The 15,212-nt window shown below is 68.7% G+C and carries 19 protein-coding genes; 9 read left to right on the top strand and 10 right to left on the bottom strand.

Annotated features, from left to right (window positions below; all coding sequences use genetic code 11):
- Nucleotide 1 precedes the first annotated feature (1 nt).
- On the top strand, nt 2-313 hold the full coding sequence (locus ACW17V_RS18635; protein WP_492106532.1) for an EthD family reductase: 312 nt from the start codon (nt 2-4) through the stop codon (nt 311-313).
- Here the strand turns inward: ACW17V_RS18635 and pseC are convergent.
- Nucleotides 310-1,479, bottom strand: coding sequence for a UDP-4-amino-4,6-dideoxy-N-acetyl-beta-L-altrosamine transaminase (gene pseC / locus ACW17V_RS18630; RefSeq protein ID WP_492106531.1), 1,170 nt, complete (start codon nt 1,477-1,479; stop codon nt 310-312). The genes ACW17V_RS18635 and pseC overlap by 4 nt on opposite strands.
- Nucleotides 1,479-2,516: a UDP-N-acetylglucosamine 4,6-dehydratase (inverting) gene (pseB, locus tag ACW17V_RS18625; protein WP_492106530.1), complete on the bottom strand. Its 1,038-nt coding sequence runs from the start codon at nt 2,514-2,516 to the stop codon at nt 1,479-1,481. The genes pseC and pseB overlap by 1 nt, the downstream gene beginning before the upstream one ends.
- 119 nt (nt 2,517-2,635) lie before the next feature.
- On the opposite strand from pseB, the gene ACW17V_RS18620 reads away from it, so the two are divergent.
- Nucleotides 2,636-3,043, top strand: coding sequence for a hypothetical protein (locus tag ACW17V_RS18620; RefSeq protein WP_492106529.1), 408 nt, complete (start codon nt 2,636-2,638; stop codon nt 3,041-3,043).
- Here ACW17V_RS18620 and ACW17V_RS18615 read toward each other — a convergent pair.
- Nucleotides 3,040-3,525: a nucleoside deaminase gene (locus ACW17V_RS18615; RefSeq protein WP_492106528.1), complete on the bottom strand. Its 486-nt coding sequence runs from the start codon at nt 3,523-3,525 to the stop codon at nt 3,040-3,042. The two genes, ACW17V_RS18620 and ACW17V_RS18615, sit on opposite strands and share 4 nt — an antisense overlap.
- Nucleotides 3,526-3,575: 50 nt before the next feature.
- On the opposite strand from ACW17V_RS18615, the gene ACW17V_RS18610 reads away from it, so the two are divergent.
- Entirely contained in the window at nt 3,576-5,168 is a 1,593-nt protein-coding gene (locus tag ACW17V_RS18610; protein ID WP_492106527.1) for a pseudouridine synthase, read from the top strand.
- On the opposite strand, the gene ACW17V_RS18605 is transcribed toward ACW17V_RS18610, so the two are convergent.
- Nucleotides 5,165-5,845, bottom strand: coding sequence for a CDP-alcohol phosphatidyltransferase family protein (locus ACW17V_RS18605; protein ID WP_492106526.1), 681 nt, complete (start codon nt 5,843-5,845; stop codon nt 5,165-5,167). The two genes, ACW17V_RS18610 and ACW17V_RS18605, sit on opposite strands and share 4 nt — an antisense overlap.
- 74 nt (nt 5,846-5,919) lie before the next feature.
- Between ACW17V_RS18605 and ACW17V_RS18600 the strand changes: the two genes are divergently transcribed.
- Nucleotides 5,920-6,894, top strand: a complete 975-nt coding sequence (locus ACW17V_RS18600) for a phosphatidate cytidylyltransferase (protein ID WP_492106525.1) — start codon at nt 5,920-5,922, stop codon at nt 6,892-6,894.
- 6 nt (nt 6,895-6,900) lie between these two features.
- The gene (locus ACW17V_RS18595) at nt 6,901-7,545 is read left to right on the top strand and encodes a lysophospholipid acyltransferase family protein (RefSeq protein WP_492106524.1); all 645 of its coding nucleotides are present in this window, start codon (nt 6,901-6,903) and stop codon (nt 7,543-7,545) included.
- Here ACW17V_RS18595 and ACW17V_RS18590 read toward each other — a convergent pair.
- On the bottom strand, nt 7,542-8,531 hold the full coding sequence (locus ACW17V_RS18590; protein ID WP_492106523.1) for a CPBP family intramembrane glutamic endopeptidase: 990 nt from the start codon (nt 8,529-8,531) through the stop codon (nt 7,542-7,544). The two genes, ACW17V_RS18595 and ACW17V_RS18590, sit on opposite strands and share 4 nt — an antisense overlap.
- 127 nt (nt 8,532-8,658) lie before the next feature.
- On the opposite strand from ACW17V_RS18590, the gene rsmD reads away from it, so the two are divergent.
- Nucleotides 8,659-9,225 (top strand): 16S rRNA (guanine(966)-N(2))-methyltransferase RsmD, encoded by a 567-nt coding sequence (gene rsmD, locus ACW17V_RS18585; protein WP_492106522.1) that lies wholly within the window; start codon nt 8,659-8,661, stop codon nt 9,223-9,225.
- Here the strand turns inward: rsmD and ACW17V_RS18580 are convergent, their stop codons facing one another.
- The 4 genes from ACW17V_RS18580 to ACW17V_RS18565 all read right to left on the bottom strand — a co-directional run bounded on the left by ACW17V_RS18580 (nt 9,226) and on the right by ACW17V_RS18565 (nt 12,647).
- Complete coding sequence (locus ACW17V_RS18580; protein ID WP_492106521.1) at nt 9,226-9,501, bottom strand: YjhX family toxin; 276 nt, start codon at nt 9,499-9,501, stop codon at nt 9,226-9,228.
- 342 nt (nt 9,502-9,843) lie between these two features.
- Entirely contained in the window at nt 9,844-11,934 is a 2,091-nt protein-coding gene (locus ACW17V_RS18575) for an AsmA family protein (RefSeq protein WP_492106520.1), read from the bottom strand.
- A gap of 73 nt (nt 11,935-12,007) precedes the next feature.
- A complete protein-coding gene (locus ACW17V_RS18570) occupies nt 12,008-12,112 on the bottom strand; it encodes a hypothetical protein (RefSeq protein WP_492106519.1) in 105 nt (34 codons plus the stop codon).
- A 76-nt stretch (nt 12,113-12,188) separates the two neighbouring features.
- Nucleotides 12,189-12,647, bottom strand: a complete 459-nt coding sequence (locus ACW17V_RS18565) for a hypothetical protein (RefSeq protein ID WP_492106518.1) — start codon at nt 12,645-12,647, stop codon at nt 12,189-12,191.
- A gap of 147 nt (nt 12,648-12,794) precedes the next feature.
- On the opposite strand from ACW17V_RS18565, the gene ACW17V_RS18560 reads away from it, so the two are divergent.
- From ACW17V_RS18560 to ACW17V_RS18550, 3 genes are read left to right on the top strand one after another with little or no spacing between them, the layout of a single operon-like run.
- Nucleotides 12,795-13,436, top strand: coding sequence for an HAD-IA family hydrolase (locus tag ACW17V_RS18560; RefSeq protein ID WP_492106517.1), 642 nt, complete (start codon nt 12,795-12,797; stop codon nt 13,434-13,436).
- Nucleotides 13,437-13,465: 29 nt separating this feature from the next.
- Nucleotides 13,466-13,750, top strand: coding sequence for a 4a-hydroxytetrahydrobiopterin dehydratase (locus ACW17V_RS18555; RefSeq protein ID WP_492106516.1), 285 nt, complete (start codon nt 13,466-13,468; stop codon nt 13,748-13,750).
- 41 nt (nt 13,751-13,791) lie between these two features.
- Nucleotides 13,792-14,577, top strand: coding sequence for an SDR family oxidoreductase (locus ACW17V_RS18550; RefSeq protein ID WP_419319704.1), 786 nt, complete (start codon nt 13,792-13,794; stop codon nt 14,575-14,577).
- A gap of 41 nt (nt 14,578-14,618) precedes the next feature.
- On the opposite strand, the gene ACW17V_RS18545 is transcribed toward ACW17V_RS18550, so the two are convergent.
- Nucleotides 14,619-15,176, bottom strand: a complete 558-nt coding sequence (locus ACW17V_RS18545) for an ActR/PrrA/RegA family redox response regulator transcription factor (RefSeq protein ID WP_492106515.1) — start codon at nt 15,174-15,176, stop codon at nt 14,619-14,621.
- Between the last annotated feature and the right edge of the window lie 36 nt (nt 15,177-15,212).

Here is a 15,212-nt window from a genome sequence, read left to right as displayed (position 1 = left end):
CATGGTGATTTTCAGCGTTCTGTACGCGGCGACCGACGGCGCGCATTTCGATCACGACTACTACAACGCCACCCACATTCCGCTCGTTCACGAAGCCTTCGGCTCCACCGGACTGACCGGCGTGCAGGTCTTCAAGGGCGTGTCGGCGGGCGATGGCGGCCCCGCGCCCTTCATCGCCATGGCGCATCTGGCGTTCCGCGACGCCGCCGCCCTGCAGGCCTCGCTGGGTGGTCCGCGCGCCGCCGAGGTGATGGCGGATGTAGCCAGGTTCACCAACCTTAAGCCGATCGCCCAGGTCAGCGCGCTGGTCTAGCGGGTCAACACCCTGCCCAGCGCCTCGACCACCCGGTCAACGTCGCTGTCGGCCATCGTCGGATAGAGCGGCAGGGTCAGGCAGCGGTCGTACCAGGCTTGCGCGCCCGGCAGGTCGAGCGCGCCGTAGCGCTGCACGTAATAGGGCTGCTGGTGCACCGGGATGTAGTGCACCTGCGTGCCGACCCCGTGGGCCTTCAGGCCATCGACCACCATCCGGCGGGTGACGCCCAGGGCGTCGAAGTCGATCAGCACGGTCAGCAGGTGCAGGGCAGGGTTGGAGTAGTCGGGGCGGGTCGCCAGTCGCACGCGGGGCGACAGGGCTTCCAGCAACTCGGCATAGCGCGCGGTAAGAGCGCGGCGGCGGGCCACGAAGCGGTCCAGCTTGGCCAGCTGCGACAGGCCCAGGGCGCACAGCACGTCGGGGATGCGATAGTTGAAGCCGATCTCCGGCATCTCGTACCACCAGGGATCCGCCCCCGGCGGCCGCACCATGCCGTGACCGCGCAGGGACCGGGCCCGCGCCGCGAGTTCGGCGTCGTTGGTGGTCAGCATGCCGCCCTCGCCGGTGGCCAGGGTCTTGACCGGATGGAACGAGAAGCTGGCAAAGGCTGAGTAAGCGCCGTCGCCGACCGGGTGCTCCACCCCGTCAAAGGTGGCGACCGACCCCAGGGCGTGGGGCGCGTCTTCCACCAGCACCGCCCCGGCCGCGCTGGCCATGCCTCGCATCGCCGGCAGGTCGCAGACATCGCCGCGCAGGTGCACCGGCAGGATCGCCTTCACCCTGCGATCGCCTGCCCGCGCCAGGGCGGCGGCCAGGGCGTCCGGCGTCATCAGGCCCGAATGCGGATCAACGTCGGCGAACACCACCTCGGCCCCGACATAGCGGGCGCAGTTGGCGGTCGCCAGGAAGGTGATCGACGGCGCGATGCAGACATCGCCCTCGCCAACACCCAGCGCCAGCATGGCCAGGTGCAGGGTGGCGGTGCCGTTGCTGACGGCGATGGCGTGCTCGGCCCCGACCTTGGTCTTGAAGGCGGTCTCGAAGGCCTCGACCGTCGGGCCGGTGGTCAGGAAATCAGAGCGCAGGGCGGCCGCGACGGCGGCGACGTCGTCGTCCTCGATGGTCTGGCGACCGTAGGGCAGGAAAGGCGGAGACGCCGTCATCAGCGCGCCTTTTCCTCCAGCATGGCCAGCAGACCCTGCGCCGACAGCCAGTCGTCATTGTTGTCGCTGCTGTAGCAGAAGCCCTCGGCGGCCGGCTTGGCGCCGTCCTCGGGCCCAAAGCGCTTGCGGGGATATTCGACGAAGGTGGGCTCGATCACATAGCGGTCGGCCAGCTCGACCGTGGCCCGCGCGTCGTCGGCGCTGATCATCATCTCGTGCAGCTTCTCGCCCGGCCGGATGCCGATGACCTTGACGCCGGCGGTCGGCGACATGGCCTTCACCAGATCAGGCATGGTCATCGACGGGATCTTGGGCACGAAGATCTCGCCGCCGCGCATCAGGTCCAGCGACGAGAGCACGAAGTTCACCCCCTCGTTCAGGGTGATCCAGAAGCGGGTCATGCGCTCGTCGGTGATCGGCAGCTCGGTGGCGCCATTGGCCAGCAGGCGCTTGAACAGCGGCACGACGCTGCCGCGCGATCCCACGACGTTGCCGTAGCGAACGACCGCGAAGCGGGTGCCGATGTCGCCCGACAGGTTGTTGGCCGCCACGAAGGTCTTGTCCGAGGCCAGCTTGGTCGCGCCGTACAGGTTGATCGGGTTGCAGGCCTTGTCGGTCGACAGGGCGACCACCTTTTTCACGCCGTTGGTCAGGCTGGCCCAGACCACGTTCTCGGCGCCCAGCACATTGGTGTGGATGCATTCGGAGGGGTTGTATTCGGCGGCCGGCACCTGTTTCAGGGCGGCGGCGTGGATCACGATGTCGACCCCGCGCAGGGCCAGGGTCAGGCGTTCGCGGTCGCGCACGTCCCCGAGAAAAAAGCGAAGCTTGGCGTAGGTCGCGTCATCGAACTGCTCGCGCAGCTCCATCTGCATGTCGCTCTGCTTCAATTCGTCGCGGGAGTAGATGATCACCTTCCGCGGCTTGGCGAGCTTCAGGACCGTCTCGATGAATCGTCGGCCGAACGAGCCGGTGCCGCCGGTGACCAGGATCACCTTGCCGTCGAGATCGAGGGTTTTCGGAGAAAAACGGCCCAAGTTCAGCCTCCTGCCGCCTCGGCGCGAAGATCCGCGCGGGGGGGCGATTCGCGGGTAACGTTCCTTTGTCGCGCCTAGGCGTAAAGAGGACGTCAACCACGTCGCGCTAAGCATAGCCCATGCGTCGCGCCCTGACCCTTCTCCCGCTCCTCATCGCCAGCACCCTGGCGGCGTCTCCGGCCCCCGCTCTGGCCAGCTCGGCCAAGAAGGAGGAGAAGCCGGCGGTCACCTATTTCGCCTTCAAGCCCCTGACGGCGATCGCCCTGCGGCGCGATGGCCGACGCGGCGTGCTGACCCTGGAGGCCGGCATCGAGGCCAAGGATCCCAAGCTGATGGAGCGCGCCCAGCAGTCGGAGCCGCGCCTGCGCGCCGCTTTCGCCCAGGTGCTGATGACCTACGCCTCGGGCATGCGGCGCGGCGATCCGCCGGACGTCGACCATCTGGCGCGCGAAATGCAGAAGACCGCCGACAAGGTGCTGGGCAAGCCCGGCAGCCGGGTTCTGCTGGGCTCGGCCTTGATGAACTAGAGCTTCGACTTCCGCCGCTCGCGGAAGAAGCCGCGCAGAAGGTCGGCGCTCTCCTGCGCCATGACCCCGCCCGTCACCTCGGGCCGCCAGTGGCACGTGGGCTGAGCAAAGAACTTCGGGCCATGGACCACGGCCCCGCCCTTGGGATCTTCGGCCCCGAACACCACCCGCCCGATCCGCGCATGACTGATGGCGCCGGCGCACATGGCGCAGGGCTCCAGCGTCACCACCAGGGTCAGGTCCGTCAGGCGATAGTTTTCCAGCTTCGCCGCCACCTGCCGCATTACCGCGATTTCGGCGTGGGCTGTCGGGTCATGGGCGGCGATCGGGCCGTTGCCGGCCGTTCCGAGAATCTCGCCCGTCTTTGGATCCAGGATCACCGCTCCGACCGGCGTCTCGCCCCGCGCGGCGGCGGCCCGGGCGGCGTCGAGCGCCATCGCCATGGCCCGCTGGTCTTGATCGTCCGGAGGATCGGTGCGCATTTGCCCAAAAGCCCATCGTGAGATGCGCCCAGCCCCTCGAAGGAACGAGAATGACCGATACGCCCCACGACCCCCTATACGATCCCGGCCACGACGGCGACCTCGACGATCCGTCGGTGGGCGAGCGCGTCGCCAAGGCCCTGGCCCGCGCGGGCGTGGCGTCGCGCCGCGAGGTCGAGCGGCTGATCGAGGCCGGTCGCGTCGCCATCAATGGCAAGGTCCTGACCACCCCGGCCGTGAAGGTGGGCCCCGGCGACTTCCTGACCGTCGACGGCAAGCTGGTGGCCGAGCGCGAACCGACGCGGCTGTTCCGCTACAACAAGCCCACCGGCCTGATGACCACCCACAACGATCCCAAGGAGCGCCCGACGGTGTTCCAGGCCCTGCCGCGCGAGCTGCCGCGCCTGATCTCCGTGGGACGTCTGGACCTGAACTCCGAAGGCCTGCTGCTGCTGACCAATGACGGCGAGCTGTCGCGCAAGCTGGAGGCCCCGAACAACGGCTGGGTGCGCCGCTATCGCGTCCGGGCCTTCGGCAACACCGACCAGGCCCGGCTGGACCGGCTCAAGGACGGCGTCACCATCGAGGGCGTCCGCTACGGCTCCATCGAGGCCAAGCTCGACAAGGCCCAGGACAAGGCCGGCGGCAAGAACGTCTGGATCACCATCTCGCTGACCGAGGGCAAGAACCGCGAAATCCGCCGGGTGCTCGAGCACCTGGACCTTAAGGTCAATCGCCTGATCCGCCTGTCCTACGGCCCGTTCGCCCTGGCCACCCTGATGCCGGGCCAGGTGGAAGAGGTGGGCCCCCGGGTGATCCGCGAGCTGCTGGCCGGGCTGGTGGCCGAGGAAGACATGCCCACCGGCGACAAGCCGCAATTCATGGGCGTGGCCGATCCGCTGCACGCCCCGGGCACCGCCAAGGGCGGCGAGCTGCAGCGCCGGGCCATCAAGTCTGCGCCCCTGCCTAAGGTTCTTGAGCCCGGTGAGCGGACGCTGGAAAAGCCGGTCTACAAGGCCGGCTGGGCCAAGCCGAAGAAGAAGGTCGTCATCGCCGGCGTCAAGCCGATCAAGCGCGCGCCCAAGTCCATCGAAACCAAGATGATCGGCCCCGACCCTCATTCGCCGCGTGGGGCCAAGCCCTCGACGGCCGCCAAGTCGTTCGGCGCCAAGTCGGCCGGCGGCGTGGCCGCCGCCCGGTCGTTCGACAAGGCGGGCGGCAAGGCGGGCGGCAAGCCGGCCCCTGCCAGCGGGTTCGAGAGGCGTGCGGCGGAAAAGGCCTGGAGCAAGCCGTCTGCTGGAAAACCTGCCCGTTCCGGCGAGGCAAAGCCCTTCGACAGGTCGGCCGCGAAGCCGTCCTCAGCCAAGCCGGTCCGCGCCGGTGGCTTCGAGGCTCGCTCGACCGAACCGGCCAAGGGCAAGCCTTTCGAGGCCAAGGCCTTCGACAGGCCGGACGCGAAGCCGTCTTCGGCCAGGCCAGCCGACAAGCCCTTCGCCGGAAAGCCGGGCAGCGGCGGCGCCAAGTCGTTCAGCAAGCCTGGCGCGAAACCAGCGCCGGGCAAGCCCACCCGAGCGGCTCCGGCCGCGTTCGACGCCAAGCCCGGCGCGCCGCGTCCCTACAAAGGCCCCAAGACGCCGCGCTAGCGGTCGTCTTCGGCCTCGGCCACATCGCTCAGCCGGATCGCGAGATGTCGCGTCCGGCGCACCATCGTGATCAGCGTTCCGATCACGATGAGCGCCAGCGCGACAACCATCACCTGACCGCCGCCGCGCCACAGGGGCTCGACGATCGAGACCAGGCAGGCCGCTGTCAGGGCCGCCATCCGCTGCGGCTTGGCCATCGGGCCGGAGAAGTCGGCGGGCTGGCCAAGGCCGCGCCCAAGCTCGCGCACATAGGCGGTGGTCACCGCCAGGACGGCGGCGAGCCAGCCGATGGCCTCGGCGCCGTGCAGCCCCGCCGTCCGGGCAAAATAGCCGGCGCCGACCAGGAACAGGACGTCGGCGATACGGTCGGGCAGCTCGTTCCAGATCGGACCGGCCGGACTGCCCTTGCCGTGCTCGACCGCCACCAGGCCGTCCAGCAGGTTGCAGACCAGCCGCAGCTGGATGCACAGCGCCGCCAGGATCAGCGCGACGGCCCGGCCGCCGGGCGCGAGGCCGCCGGCCAGCATCAGCAGGGATCCGCCCAGCACCGCGCAGGCCACCCCCGCGCAGGAGATGGCGTCGGGACTGACATTGGCGTCGGCCAGCCGGGCGGCCAGGGCGCGGGGCCACACGGCGGCGCGCACCTTCAGCGGACGGCGGTTGTCGAGGTGGGTCATGGCGCGGCTCCTGGGGGACGTGTCGCGGATCCCTGCAAACAGGCTATACCCCAGGTGTCGCGAATGGGACGGGCATGACGATCTTCGACAGGGTTGGTGAGTTTCTGGCCGGTCAACCGCCCGCCCTGCTGATGGGGCTGGCCGGTGTCGTGGCCCTGCTGGGCGTGGCGGCGGCGATCGCCGCCGTCCTGCCGCTGCTGAAGCCCGAAAAGTCCTATCTGGAACTGCGCCTGCGGATCGGCAGCTGGTGGGTGATGGTGGCGATGCTGTCCGGCGCCCTGCTGGCTGGCTGGCAGGCGACGGTGGCGATGTTCGCCCTGATCTCGTTCATGGGCCTGCGCGAGTTCCTGTCCCTGGCGCCGACCCGGCGCGAGGACCGGTTCGCGATCCTGGCGGCCTATCTGGTTCTGGTCGCGGCCTACGGCTTCATCGCCGCCGACCTCTACATGTTCTATCTGGTCTTCATCCCGGTCTGGGTGTTCCTGGGCATGCCGTTCCTGATGGCGATGCTGGGCCAGACGCGGGGCTATCTGGCGACGGCGGCGACCTTCCACTGGGGCCTCGCCACCTGTGTCTACAACCTGGGCTTCGCGGCCTTCCTGATGCGAACGCCGCCGACCGAGAACCTGCCGGCCGGGGCGGCGGGTCTGGTGTTCTTCCTGCTGCTGGCCACCGAGTTCAACGACGTGGCGCAGTATGTGTGGGGCAAGCTGCTGGGCCGCCACAGGATCATGCCGACCATCAGCCCCAACAAGACCTGGGAAGGGTTCATCGGCGGCTGGATCAGCGCCGGCCTGCTGATCTGGTTCGCGGGGCCGGTCTTCACGCCGCTGTCGGGCCTGGGTCTCGCGATCATGGCGGTGGTGCTGCCGGTGGCGGGCTTCGCCGGCGACGTGACCATGAGCGCGGTCAAGCGCGACATCGGGGTCAAGGACACCTCCCACGCCATTCCCGGCCACGGCGGGGTGCTGGACCGCGCGGACAGCCTGACCTTCACCGCGCCGCTCTATTTCCACCTGCTGGCGCTGTATGCGCTCGACAAGTTCTAGGCCGGCATGCGGTTTCTGCGCTCCCTGCTGCTGGTCCTGATCGCCCGGCCGATCGCCCTGTTCATGACCGGGGCCGATGTCAGCCATCGCGAGCGTCTGCCGCTGAAGGGCCCCGCCATCGTCGCGGCCAACCATTCGAGCCATGTCGACACCCTGCTGCTGCTGGCGATCTTTCCGTCAAAGGCCCTGCGACACGTCAGGCCGGCGGCGGCGGCCGACTATTTCCTGCGCGATCCGGTGATCGGCTGGTTCTCGCGCCGGGTGATCGGCATCGTGCCGGTGGCGCGCGCTAAGGCGGGAAGCGGCGAGGACGTGCTGGCCCCGGCGCGCGAAGCCCTGGCGGCCGGCGACATCGTGGTGGTCTTTCCCGAGGGCACGCGCGGCGAGGGTGAAACCGACGAGATGGGCCAGCTGAAAGGCGGGGTCGCCCGCCTGGCCGAGGCCTTTCCCGAGGCGCCGGTGATCCCGGTCTGGATCCAGGGGGCGGGCCGGGTGCTGCCCAAGGGCGAGGTGGTGCCGGTGCCCCTGAACTGCGCGGTGCTGGTGGGCGAGGCCCTGCACTGGCGCGGCAGCCGTCCGGCCTTCATGGACGCCCTGCGCGAAGCCCTGCTGGCCCTGAAGGCCGATGCGCCCCCGCTGCGCTGGCGCTAGATGGTCGCGGCGTCCCGACCGCCGAACCAGCGGGTGACGATCGGCCAGCGCACCACGGCCTCGGCCAGCAGGGCGTAGCCGGCGCCGATCGCCAGGGCGCCGACCAGCGAGGCCGCCTGGAAGGGCTGTGGCGCTTCCGGCGTCAGCGACAGGGGCCGCATCAGCAGCAGGATGACGATGTTGTTGGCCGCATGGGCGCCGATGGCCAGCTCGATGCCGCCGGTCCTCAGGGTCATCCAGGTCAGGCCCGCGCCCATGGCCGCCCGCACCAGGAAGGCGCCGGGATTGGGGTCGAAATGGATCAGGGCGAACAGCAGGCCGTTGACCGCCATCAGGATCGCCGGATTGCGCGTGAAGGCGCCGGCGTGCTTCAGCAGCCAGCCCCGAAACACGATCTCCTCCGCGCCGGCGGCGATCACCAGCAGCGCCACGGCGAAGGCGGCATAGGCGGCGCGTCCCACGCTGGTCGAGGCCAGGGCCAGGATCGGCGGCGTCGGAGCGCCCGCGCCCAGGCCGGCGGCGGCCAGGATCAGGGCGATCATGATCGCGGCGACCAGCACCAGGCCGGCGATCAGCAGACGCGTGCGAAACACCGGCTCGACCGTGGCGTAGCGGCGGATCGGGCGGTGGCTGAGGCCCGCCCCCACGGCGACGAAGGCCAGGGCCGCGGCGCCGTTGACGCCCGCCAGCACCGCCAGGATGAACACCGAGGCCATGCCCTCGGTCGTGGCGCGCGCGGGCTGGTCGAACACCGAAAACAGGGCCGCGGCGGCCGGCGCGCCGTCCAGGCCGCTGACCACCACCATCACCAGCAGACAGGCCGAGGCTCCGCCCAGCACGGCGGCGGCGACTGCGGCCAGCACGCCCACCGGGACCGCGACGGCCAGACGGCGCAAGTCGCGATCATAGGACGTCAGGTCGGCGAAAAAGCGCGACTCTCGCATCGCCTCCAAAATCGCCGCCATCGCCATGGTGTTCCTCGACATCCCTTGTTCTTTGGCTTCCGGTCCCTGCGCGACTAAGAGAGCGCGCACCGAAACTTGTAAAGCGTCGGCTTGCCGTGGCGTGGCAAGAGCGGCACACACGCCTGCCTAAACAGGGATTTGCAGCTCGATGCGCATCGTTTCCGGCCAGTATCGCGGCAAGGCCATCGTCGCCCCGCCTGGCGACGCCACCCGGCCGACCTCCGACCGCGCGCGGCAGGCGGTGTTCAACATTCTGGAGCACGCCGCCTGGGCGCCCGAGCTGCACGGCGCGCGCGTCGTCGACCTGTTCGCCGGTTCGGGCGCATTGGGGCTGGAAGCCCTTTCGCGCGGCGCGGCCTTCTGCCTGTTTGTCGAGGCCGCTGATCCGGCGCGCGGCGCGATCCGCGAGAACATCGACGCCATGGGCCTGTTCGGCGTCACCCGCGTGCATCGTCGCGACGCCACCGATCTTGGCCTGCCGCCGTCCAGCGTCGGGGCGCCGTTCGATATCGCCTTCCTGGATCCGCCCTACGCCAAGGGCCTGGGCGAAAAGGCCCTGGCCCAGCTGCTGGCCCACGGCTGGCTGAAGTCCGGCGCCATCGTGATGTTCGAGCGCGGCCGCGACGAGCCCGAGCCCGCCACGCCGGGCTTTACGGTCTTGGACACGCGCGACTATGGCGCCGCGCGTGTCCTGTTCCTCAAGCTGGCCGAGTAACTACCAGCCGCGCGCGGTGACGCGGTTGTCCAGCTGCGACCTCAGGCTGACGGCGCCCTCCCGCGTGATGCGGTAGGGGCCGCCGCCGCTGCTGGCGATCAGTCGCCGCTTCTTCAGCGACTTGAAGACGCCGAGATTGCAGTCGCTCAGCCGCCAGCCCTCGCGGGTGATGCAGTCGACGTCGATGAGGCGGCCTTTGTCGTCGCGTACGGGTTCGATGCGGGCGCCCTGCGCCAGCGCGTGCAGCGTGCGTTGCTGCGCTTTGGAGATGTTCAAGGAGATTGTCCGAGGATCGAGGCGTAACATCGCAAACCCCCGCAAGGGCTTGCGGACGGATCAGGGCCTGATCGACTTACGAACCGGAGGTTCGGAGCCTGTTAGGCCCGGGCCTCGCGCACAATCTCGGACATAAAACCACCGTTGGAGTGATGGGCTATTCTACCGCTCGAAAGCGGGAACTCAAGCTCATCCAAAACCCGCTCTCCCCGGCGAAGGCCGGGGTCCAGATTCAGCCTGAGCGGCTGGGGATGACGCGCCTTCTGGCATAGCCAGGAACAGCGACCGACCTGGGTTCGATCTGGGCCCCGGCCTTCGCCGGGGAGAGCGGAGAAATGGAAGCTACTTCTTCACCGGCGCCGCTGTGGTCTGGCCCACCTTGACCGGCACGCCCTCGCCGCGCGCATCAGCCACCAGACCTTCGCAGTCCGCGTTCCTGGCTTCGCCGGTGGTGATGAAGGGCAGAAGGGCCGCCAGCGGGTTGACCAGCGTGCCCAGAGCCGCCGCGATGCCTCCCTGGCTGATGGCTTGGGTGGACTTGAACCCGACCTTGGGGGTCAGGAACGGGCCGGAGATGGTGATCGGCACGAACAGGCGCAGCAGGCGTGGCTTCTTGCTGTCGCCCTCGATGCGGAAGTCCAGCCGCTCGGTCTTCAGATTGATCTCGCCCTTGCCGCGCACCAGCACCACACCGGTATCGGCCACCAGATGGTTGGTGGTGGCCACGCCGTTCTTCACCGTGAAGTCGGCCACGGCGCAACGCACGGCGGTCTCGTCGGTGTCCTTGGCCAGCAGCATCAGCACGCCCTTGGACAGGTTGACGCCCATCAGTTCGGCGAAGGCCTGGCGGATCGTGCCGCGCGGCGAGACGATCGTGAACGTCCCGTCGGCGCTCGAAGCGGCGCGGTGAATGCTGTTTCCCACGCCCGAAAGCTTGGCGCGGGCCATGACCGGCCCCTCGACGATCGGCTTGCCGCCGCTCTGCACGGGGATGAAATCTTCGAGCCTGGCGTTGGTCAGGCGCAGGTCCAGATCGGTGCGAGGCACATTGGGCCGGGCGTCCAGCCGCACCTTTCCCGACAGATCGCCCCGCGAGAAGGTGAAGGCGATGGGATCCATGATCAGCACGCCCTTGTCGAGCGTCAGATCCATGCGGACCTTCTTCAGCGGAAAGCCGGGAGCGTTCACGGCCAGGGCGCGATACTTGACCTTGGCGTCCATGGCCCGGACGCGCTCGGTCTGCAGGGTGGCGTCGGGCAGCAGGCGCTTGGTCACGTCACGTTGGTTGGCCTCGACCTTCTGGCCGGCCGAGGCGGTTTCGCCGCGACCCGTGGCCGGCGCCGCGCCGACCAGGCTGCCCAGATCATCGAAGTCCAGGCGTTTGGACCGGAGGTCGGCTTCCAGATAGGGCCGGTCGCGGTCGGTCAGCACGAACAGGTCGCCGGCGATGTCGCTGTCGCCGATCCGCCCCGACAGGCCATTGAAGTCAAAGCGGCCGCCCTTGCGGGTCATCTTGCCGCTGATCTGGTAGGGCGGGGTGTTGGGCAGGGTCAGGCCGGTGAGGGCGTAGAGGCGGTTCAGGTCCGTGCCGGACACGGTGATGTCGGCCGCGAACCGGCCCAGGTCGAACGGCTTGGTCACCGAGCCTTTTGCCGTGATGCGGGTCGAGGCCGCCACCACCCTGGCGTCGAACGGATAGGGGCGGTTGGGCGTGATGTTCAGCAGCGGGCCGCCGGTGACCATGGCGGTGAAGGGCGATCGATTGAGGCGGCCCTGGCCCTCCAGAACGAACTTACCGCGACCATCGCCGCTGGCCTGCTCGTTGGAGCTGACCGTGCCCTCGAACAGCACGTCGCGCTGACGGTCATCGACCCTCAGCTGACCATCGTTGATGATGAAGTGCTGGATGGCCGGCAGCTTCAGCGGCTTGGCATTGGCCTTCTTGGCGCCGAACGTCCAGTTGGCCTGGCCCGAGGCGTCACGGATCAGCCGCACGTCGGGCCGGTCGATGGCCAGCAGTGGTAGGATCACGTCGCCCTTGAACAGCGGCAACAGCTTGAACTGCACGGCCAGCCGCTGGACGCGGGCCATCGGCGGCAGGGTCGGGTCGGCCTTGAGCGCCCAGCCCGGCTGGCCGATGCGGACATCCAGCGCCTCGACCTTGGGCGAGAACGACCACGGGTGAACGCGCAGGTCGCCGACAATCTCGACCTTGCGGCTCAACTGGGCCGAGGCAATGCGGCCGATGGGGCCGCGCAGCCAGTTCCAGTCGAAGACCACCAGGAAGGCGACAACGGCCACGAACAGCGCCACGGCCGCGATCGACCCGCGCTGCGCCGAAGCCGGCATCAGCGCCCAGCGGGCGCGCAGCCGCTCAAGCGGCGCGCGTTTCGGCGCTATTTGTTCGGGGTCGGACAGGGCCAGGATCTCCAATTGCCCCTGCACAACGCGCGGGCATGGCGATCCTGTTCCATTTCGGCCGCGAGACGCTTGGCCGGAAGGGTCCCTAGTAGACGATGCCGAGGCTGCTGATCGCGATGGCGGCCACCACGAAGGCGGCGATGGCGATCAGTTCGTAGCGTTTGAAGAATGGCTTGGTTGGCGTGCGCATGTTCAGGTCCCCCGTCCCAAATTGGTTCGTCGGGAAGGACCGCCCGCAAGGCTCAGGCCAAGGTTCAGGTCAAAGGTCAGGGTCTTTTTCCAGGCCAGACCAGGAAGCCGTCCGCGTCGCGGCCGGCGACGCGGTATTCGGTAAACCGCGAGGGGCCGGGGCCGTAGCGATCTTCCCGCCGGTCGTGGGCGCGAGGATCGTAGCCGCCGCCGTAGCGATCGGCGTGGTGGGTCGGCAGGGTCTCGACCTCGAGCGGTCGCCGGCCATAGCCCCATTGGTCAAAGCCGCTCCAGCCGCGTTCGGCGTCGCATTCCACGCGGTCCCAGCGGTAGGCGCCGCCGGGGCCGGTGACCCGCCGGGTCATGCAATCGCCGGGCCCGGTGTTGGGCGGCAGCAGTTCCGGATCCAGCGGCAGTCCGGGCCGCGACACCGGCGGTCCGCCTCTCAGGCCCTGATCGGAGCCCGCGGCCATGGCGGCGCCGGCGAGCAGGGCGCCGGCCGCGGCGAGACAGAGGGTGAGACGGGACAAGATCATGGAACGCTCCTGGACCGGCAGCAAAGCATTAACAAAGGTTAACGGCCTGTGGGTTCACCCGGCGCGCGAACGGAGCTTCAGCTTGGCGGCGCTTGCCTCGGCTCCGGCGCGCCCCTACCGTTCGCCAAACAACTGTTTGAGGGCGGCATGGCGATCGAGGCGGTGATCTGGGATTTCGGCGGGGTCTTCACCACCTCGCCGTTCGAGGCGTTCCGTCGCTATGAAGCCGAGCGTGGCCTGCCGACCGACTTCATCCGCACGGTCAATTCCACCGATCCCGACACCAATGCCTGGGCGCGGTTCGAGCGGTCCGAGATCGACGCGGCCGGCTTTGATGCGCTATTTCTGGAGGAGGCCACCCGCCTGGGCCATGCGGTGCGCGGCGCCGACGTGCTGCCGCTGCTGTATGGCGATCTGCGGCCCCGGGTGCTGGCGGCGATGCTGGCCTGCAAGGCGCGGTTCAAGGTCGGCTGCATCACCAACAATGTCACCACGGGCCATGGCGCGGGCATGGCGTCCAGCGCGGAAAAGGCCGCCGCCGTCGGCGAGATCATGAGCCATTTCGCGGTGGTGATCGAAAGCTCCAAGGCCGGGGTCCGCAAGCCCGATCCGCGCATCTATCTGATGATGTGCGAGGCCCTGAGCGTCGCGCCGGAAAACTGCGTCTATCTCGATGACCTGGGGGTCAACTGCAAACCCGCCGCGGCCCTGGGGATGACCGCGATCAAGGTCTCGACCGAGGATCAGCTGCTCGCCGACCTTGCGAAGGCGACCGGATTGGCGTTCTGAAGGCGGCATCGCTGCCACAGGAGTCGCCCATGTCCGCCCCCGCCAAGATCGGCGCCGCCGTCGCCCTGTCGCAGCTTCCCGACTGGAGCGCCGCGCCGGACCGGGACGCCATCGTGCGGACCTTCACCTTCGCCGATTTCAACGAGGCCTTCGGCTTCATGACGCGGGTGGCGCTGATGGCCGACAAGCTCGACCACCATCCCGAATGGTTCAATGTCTACAACCGCGTCGAGGTGCTGCTGACCACCCATGACGTCGATGGCGTCAGCGACCGCGATGTCCTGCTTGCGAAGTTCATGGACGCGGCGGCCTGAACCATTCAAACTAATGTTTGAATAATTTGGGAGGACGCCAAATGGCGCAGAACACGGGCCGGGTCGCCGGCAAGAAGGCCTTCATCACCGGTGGTGCCCAGGGTCTGGGCGCGGCGGCCGGGCGCATGCTGGCCAGCCAGGGCGCCAAGGTCAGCCTGGCCGACATCAATCTGGCCGGGGCTCAGGCGGTGGCCGACGAGATCAACGCCGCCCACGGCGCCGGCACGGCCTTCGCCTTTGAGCTGGACGTCACCCAGGAAGACGAGTGGATCGCGGTGCTTGAGAAGGCGACGCAGGCCATGGGCGGCCTGTCGGTGCTGGTCAACAATGCCGGCATCGGCGGCGACGGTCCGATCGAGAGCCTCGACTTCGCCCTCTGGAAGAAGGTGATGTCGGTCAATGTCGACTCGGTGTTCCTGGGCGCCAAGCACGCCCTGACCCACATGCGGGCTCATCAGCCCGGCTCGATCATCAATCTGAGCTCGATCGCCGGCCTGATCGCCAACGGCAATTCGCCAGCCTACAACGCCTCCAAGGCGGCGGTCTGGCTGCTGTCCAAGAACATCGCGCTCTACTGCGCCAAGATGAAGCTGGATATCCGCTCCAACTCGATCCACCCCACCTTCATCGACACGCCGATCCTCGACGGCTTTACGGCGCGGTTCGGCAAGGAAGAGGCCCACGCCAAGCTGGCGCGGCAGGTGCCCCTGGGCCGGATCGGCGAGCCCAACGACATCGCCAACGCCGTGCTCTATCTCGCCAGCGACGAGAGCAAGTTCATGACCGGCGCCGAGATCAAGGTCGACGGCGGCATTTCGGCGATGTGATCGCGGTCCCGGATCGGCAAGGCCGATCCGGGACCTTCGACCTAACGCGGCGCGCGCTTGGCCAGAATCCGCTGCAGGGTCCGGCGGTGCATGTTGAGGCGGCGCGCCGTCTCCGACACGTTGTGGCCGCACATCTCATAGACCCGCTGGATATGTTCCCACCGCACGCGGTCGGCGCTCATCGGGTTTTCCGGCGGCACCGGGGCGGCGTCCTTGGCGGCCAGCAGGGCGCGGGCCACCTCGTCGGCGTCGGCCGGCTTGGAGAGGTAGTCGACCACCCCGGCCTTCACGGCCGCCACCGCGGTGGCGATGTTGCCATAGCCGGTGAGCATGATGATCCGGGCGTCGGGCCGGGCGTCGCGCACCGCCTCGACCACCTTCAGCCCCGTGCCGTCCTCCAGGCGCATGTCCAGCACGGCGTGGGCCGGCGCATGGGCGCGCAGCAGGGCCAGGGCCTCGGCCACCGAAGCGGCCAGGGTCACCTCGAACCCTCGCTGCTCCAAGGCGCGTCCCAGGCGCGTGCGCAGGGGCGCGTCGTCGTCGAGAAGCAGAAGCGTCTTGTCGGGCAGGGCCGCGACCAGCTCACTAATATCCGCCATGAATTCAGCGCCTCCCCGCGCCCGCACTCAATCGAG

Source organism: Caulobacter sp. FV2ye17ST, from assembly GCF_058680955.1.
The sequence above is the reverse complement of the archived record's forward strand: the minus strand, read 5'-3'. Positions and strand labels throughout refer to the sequence as shown.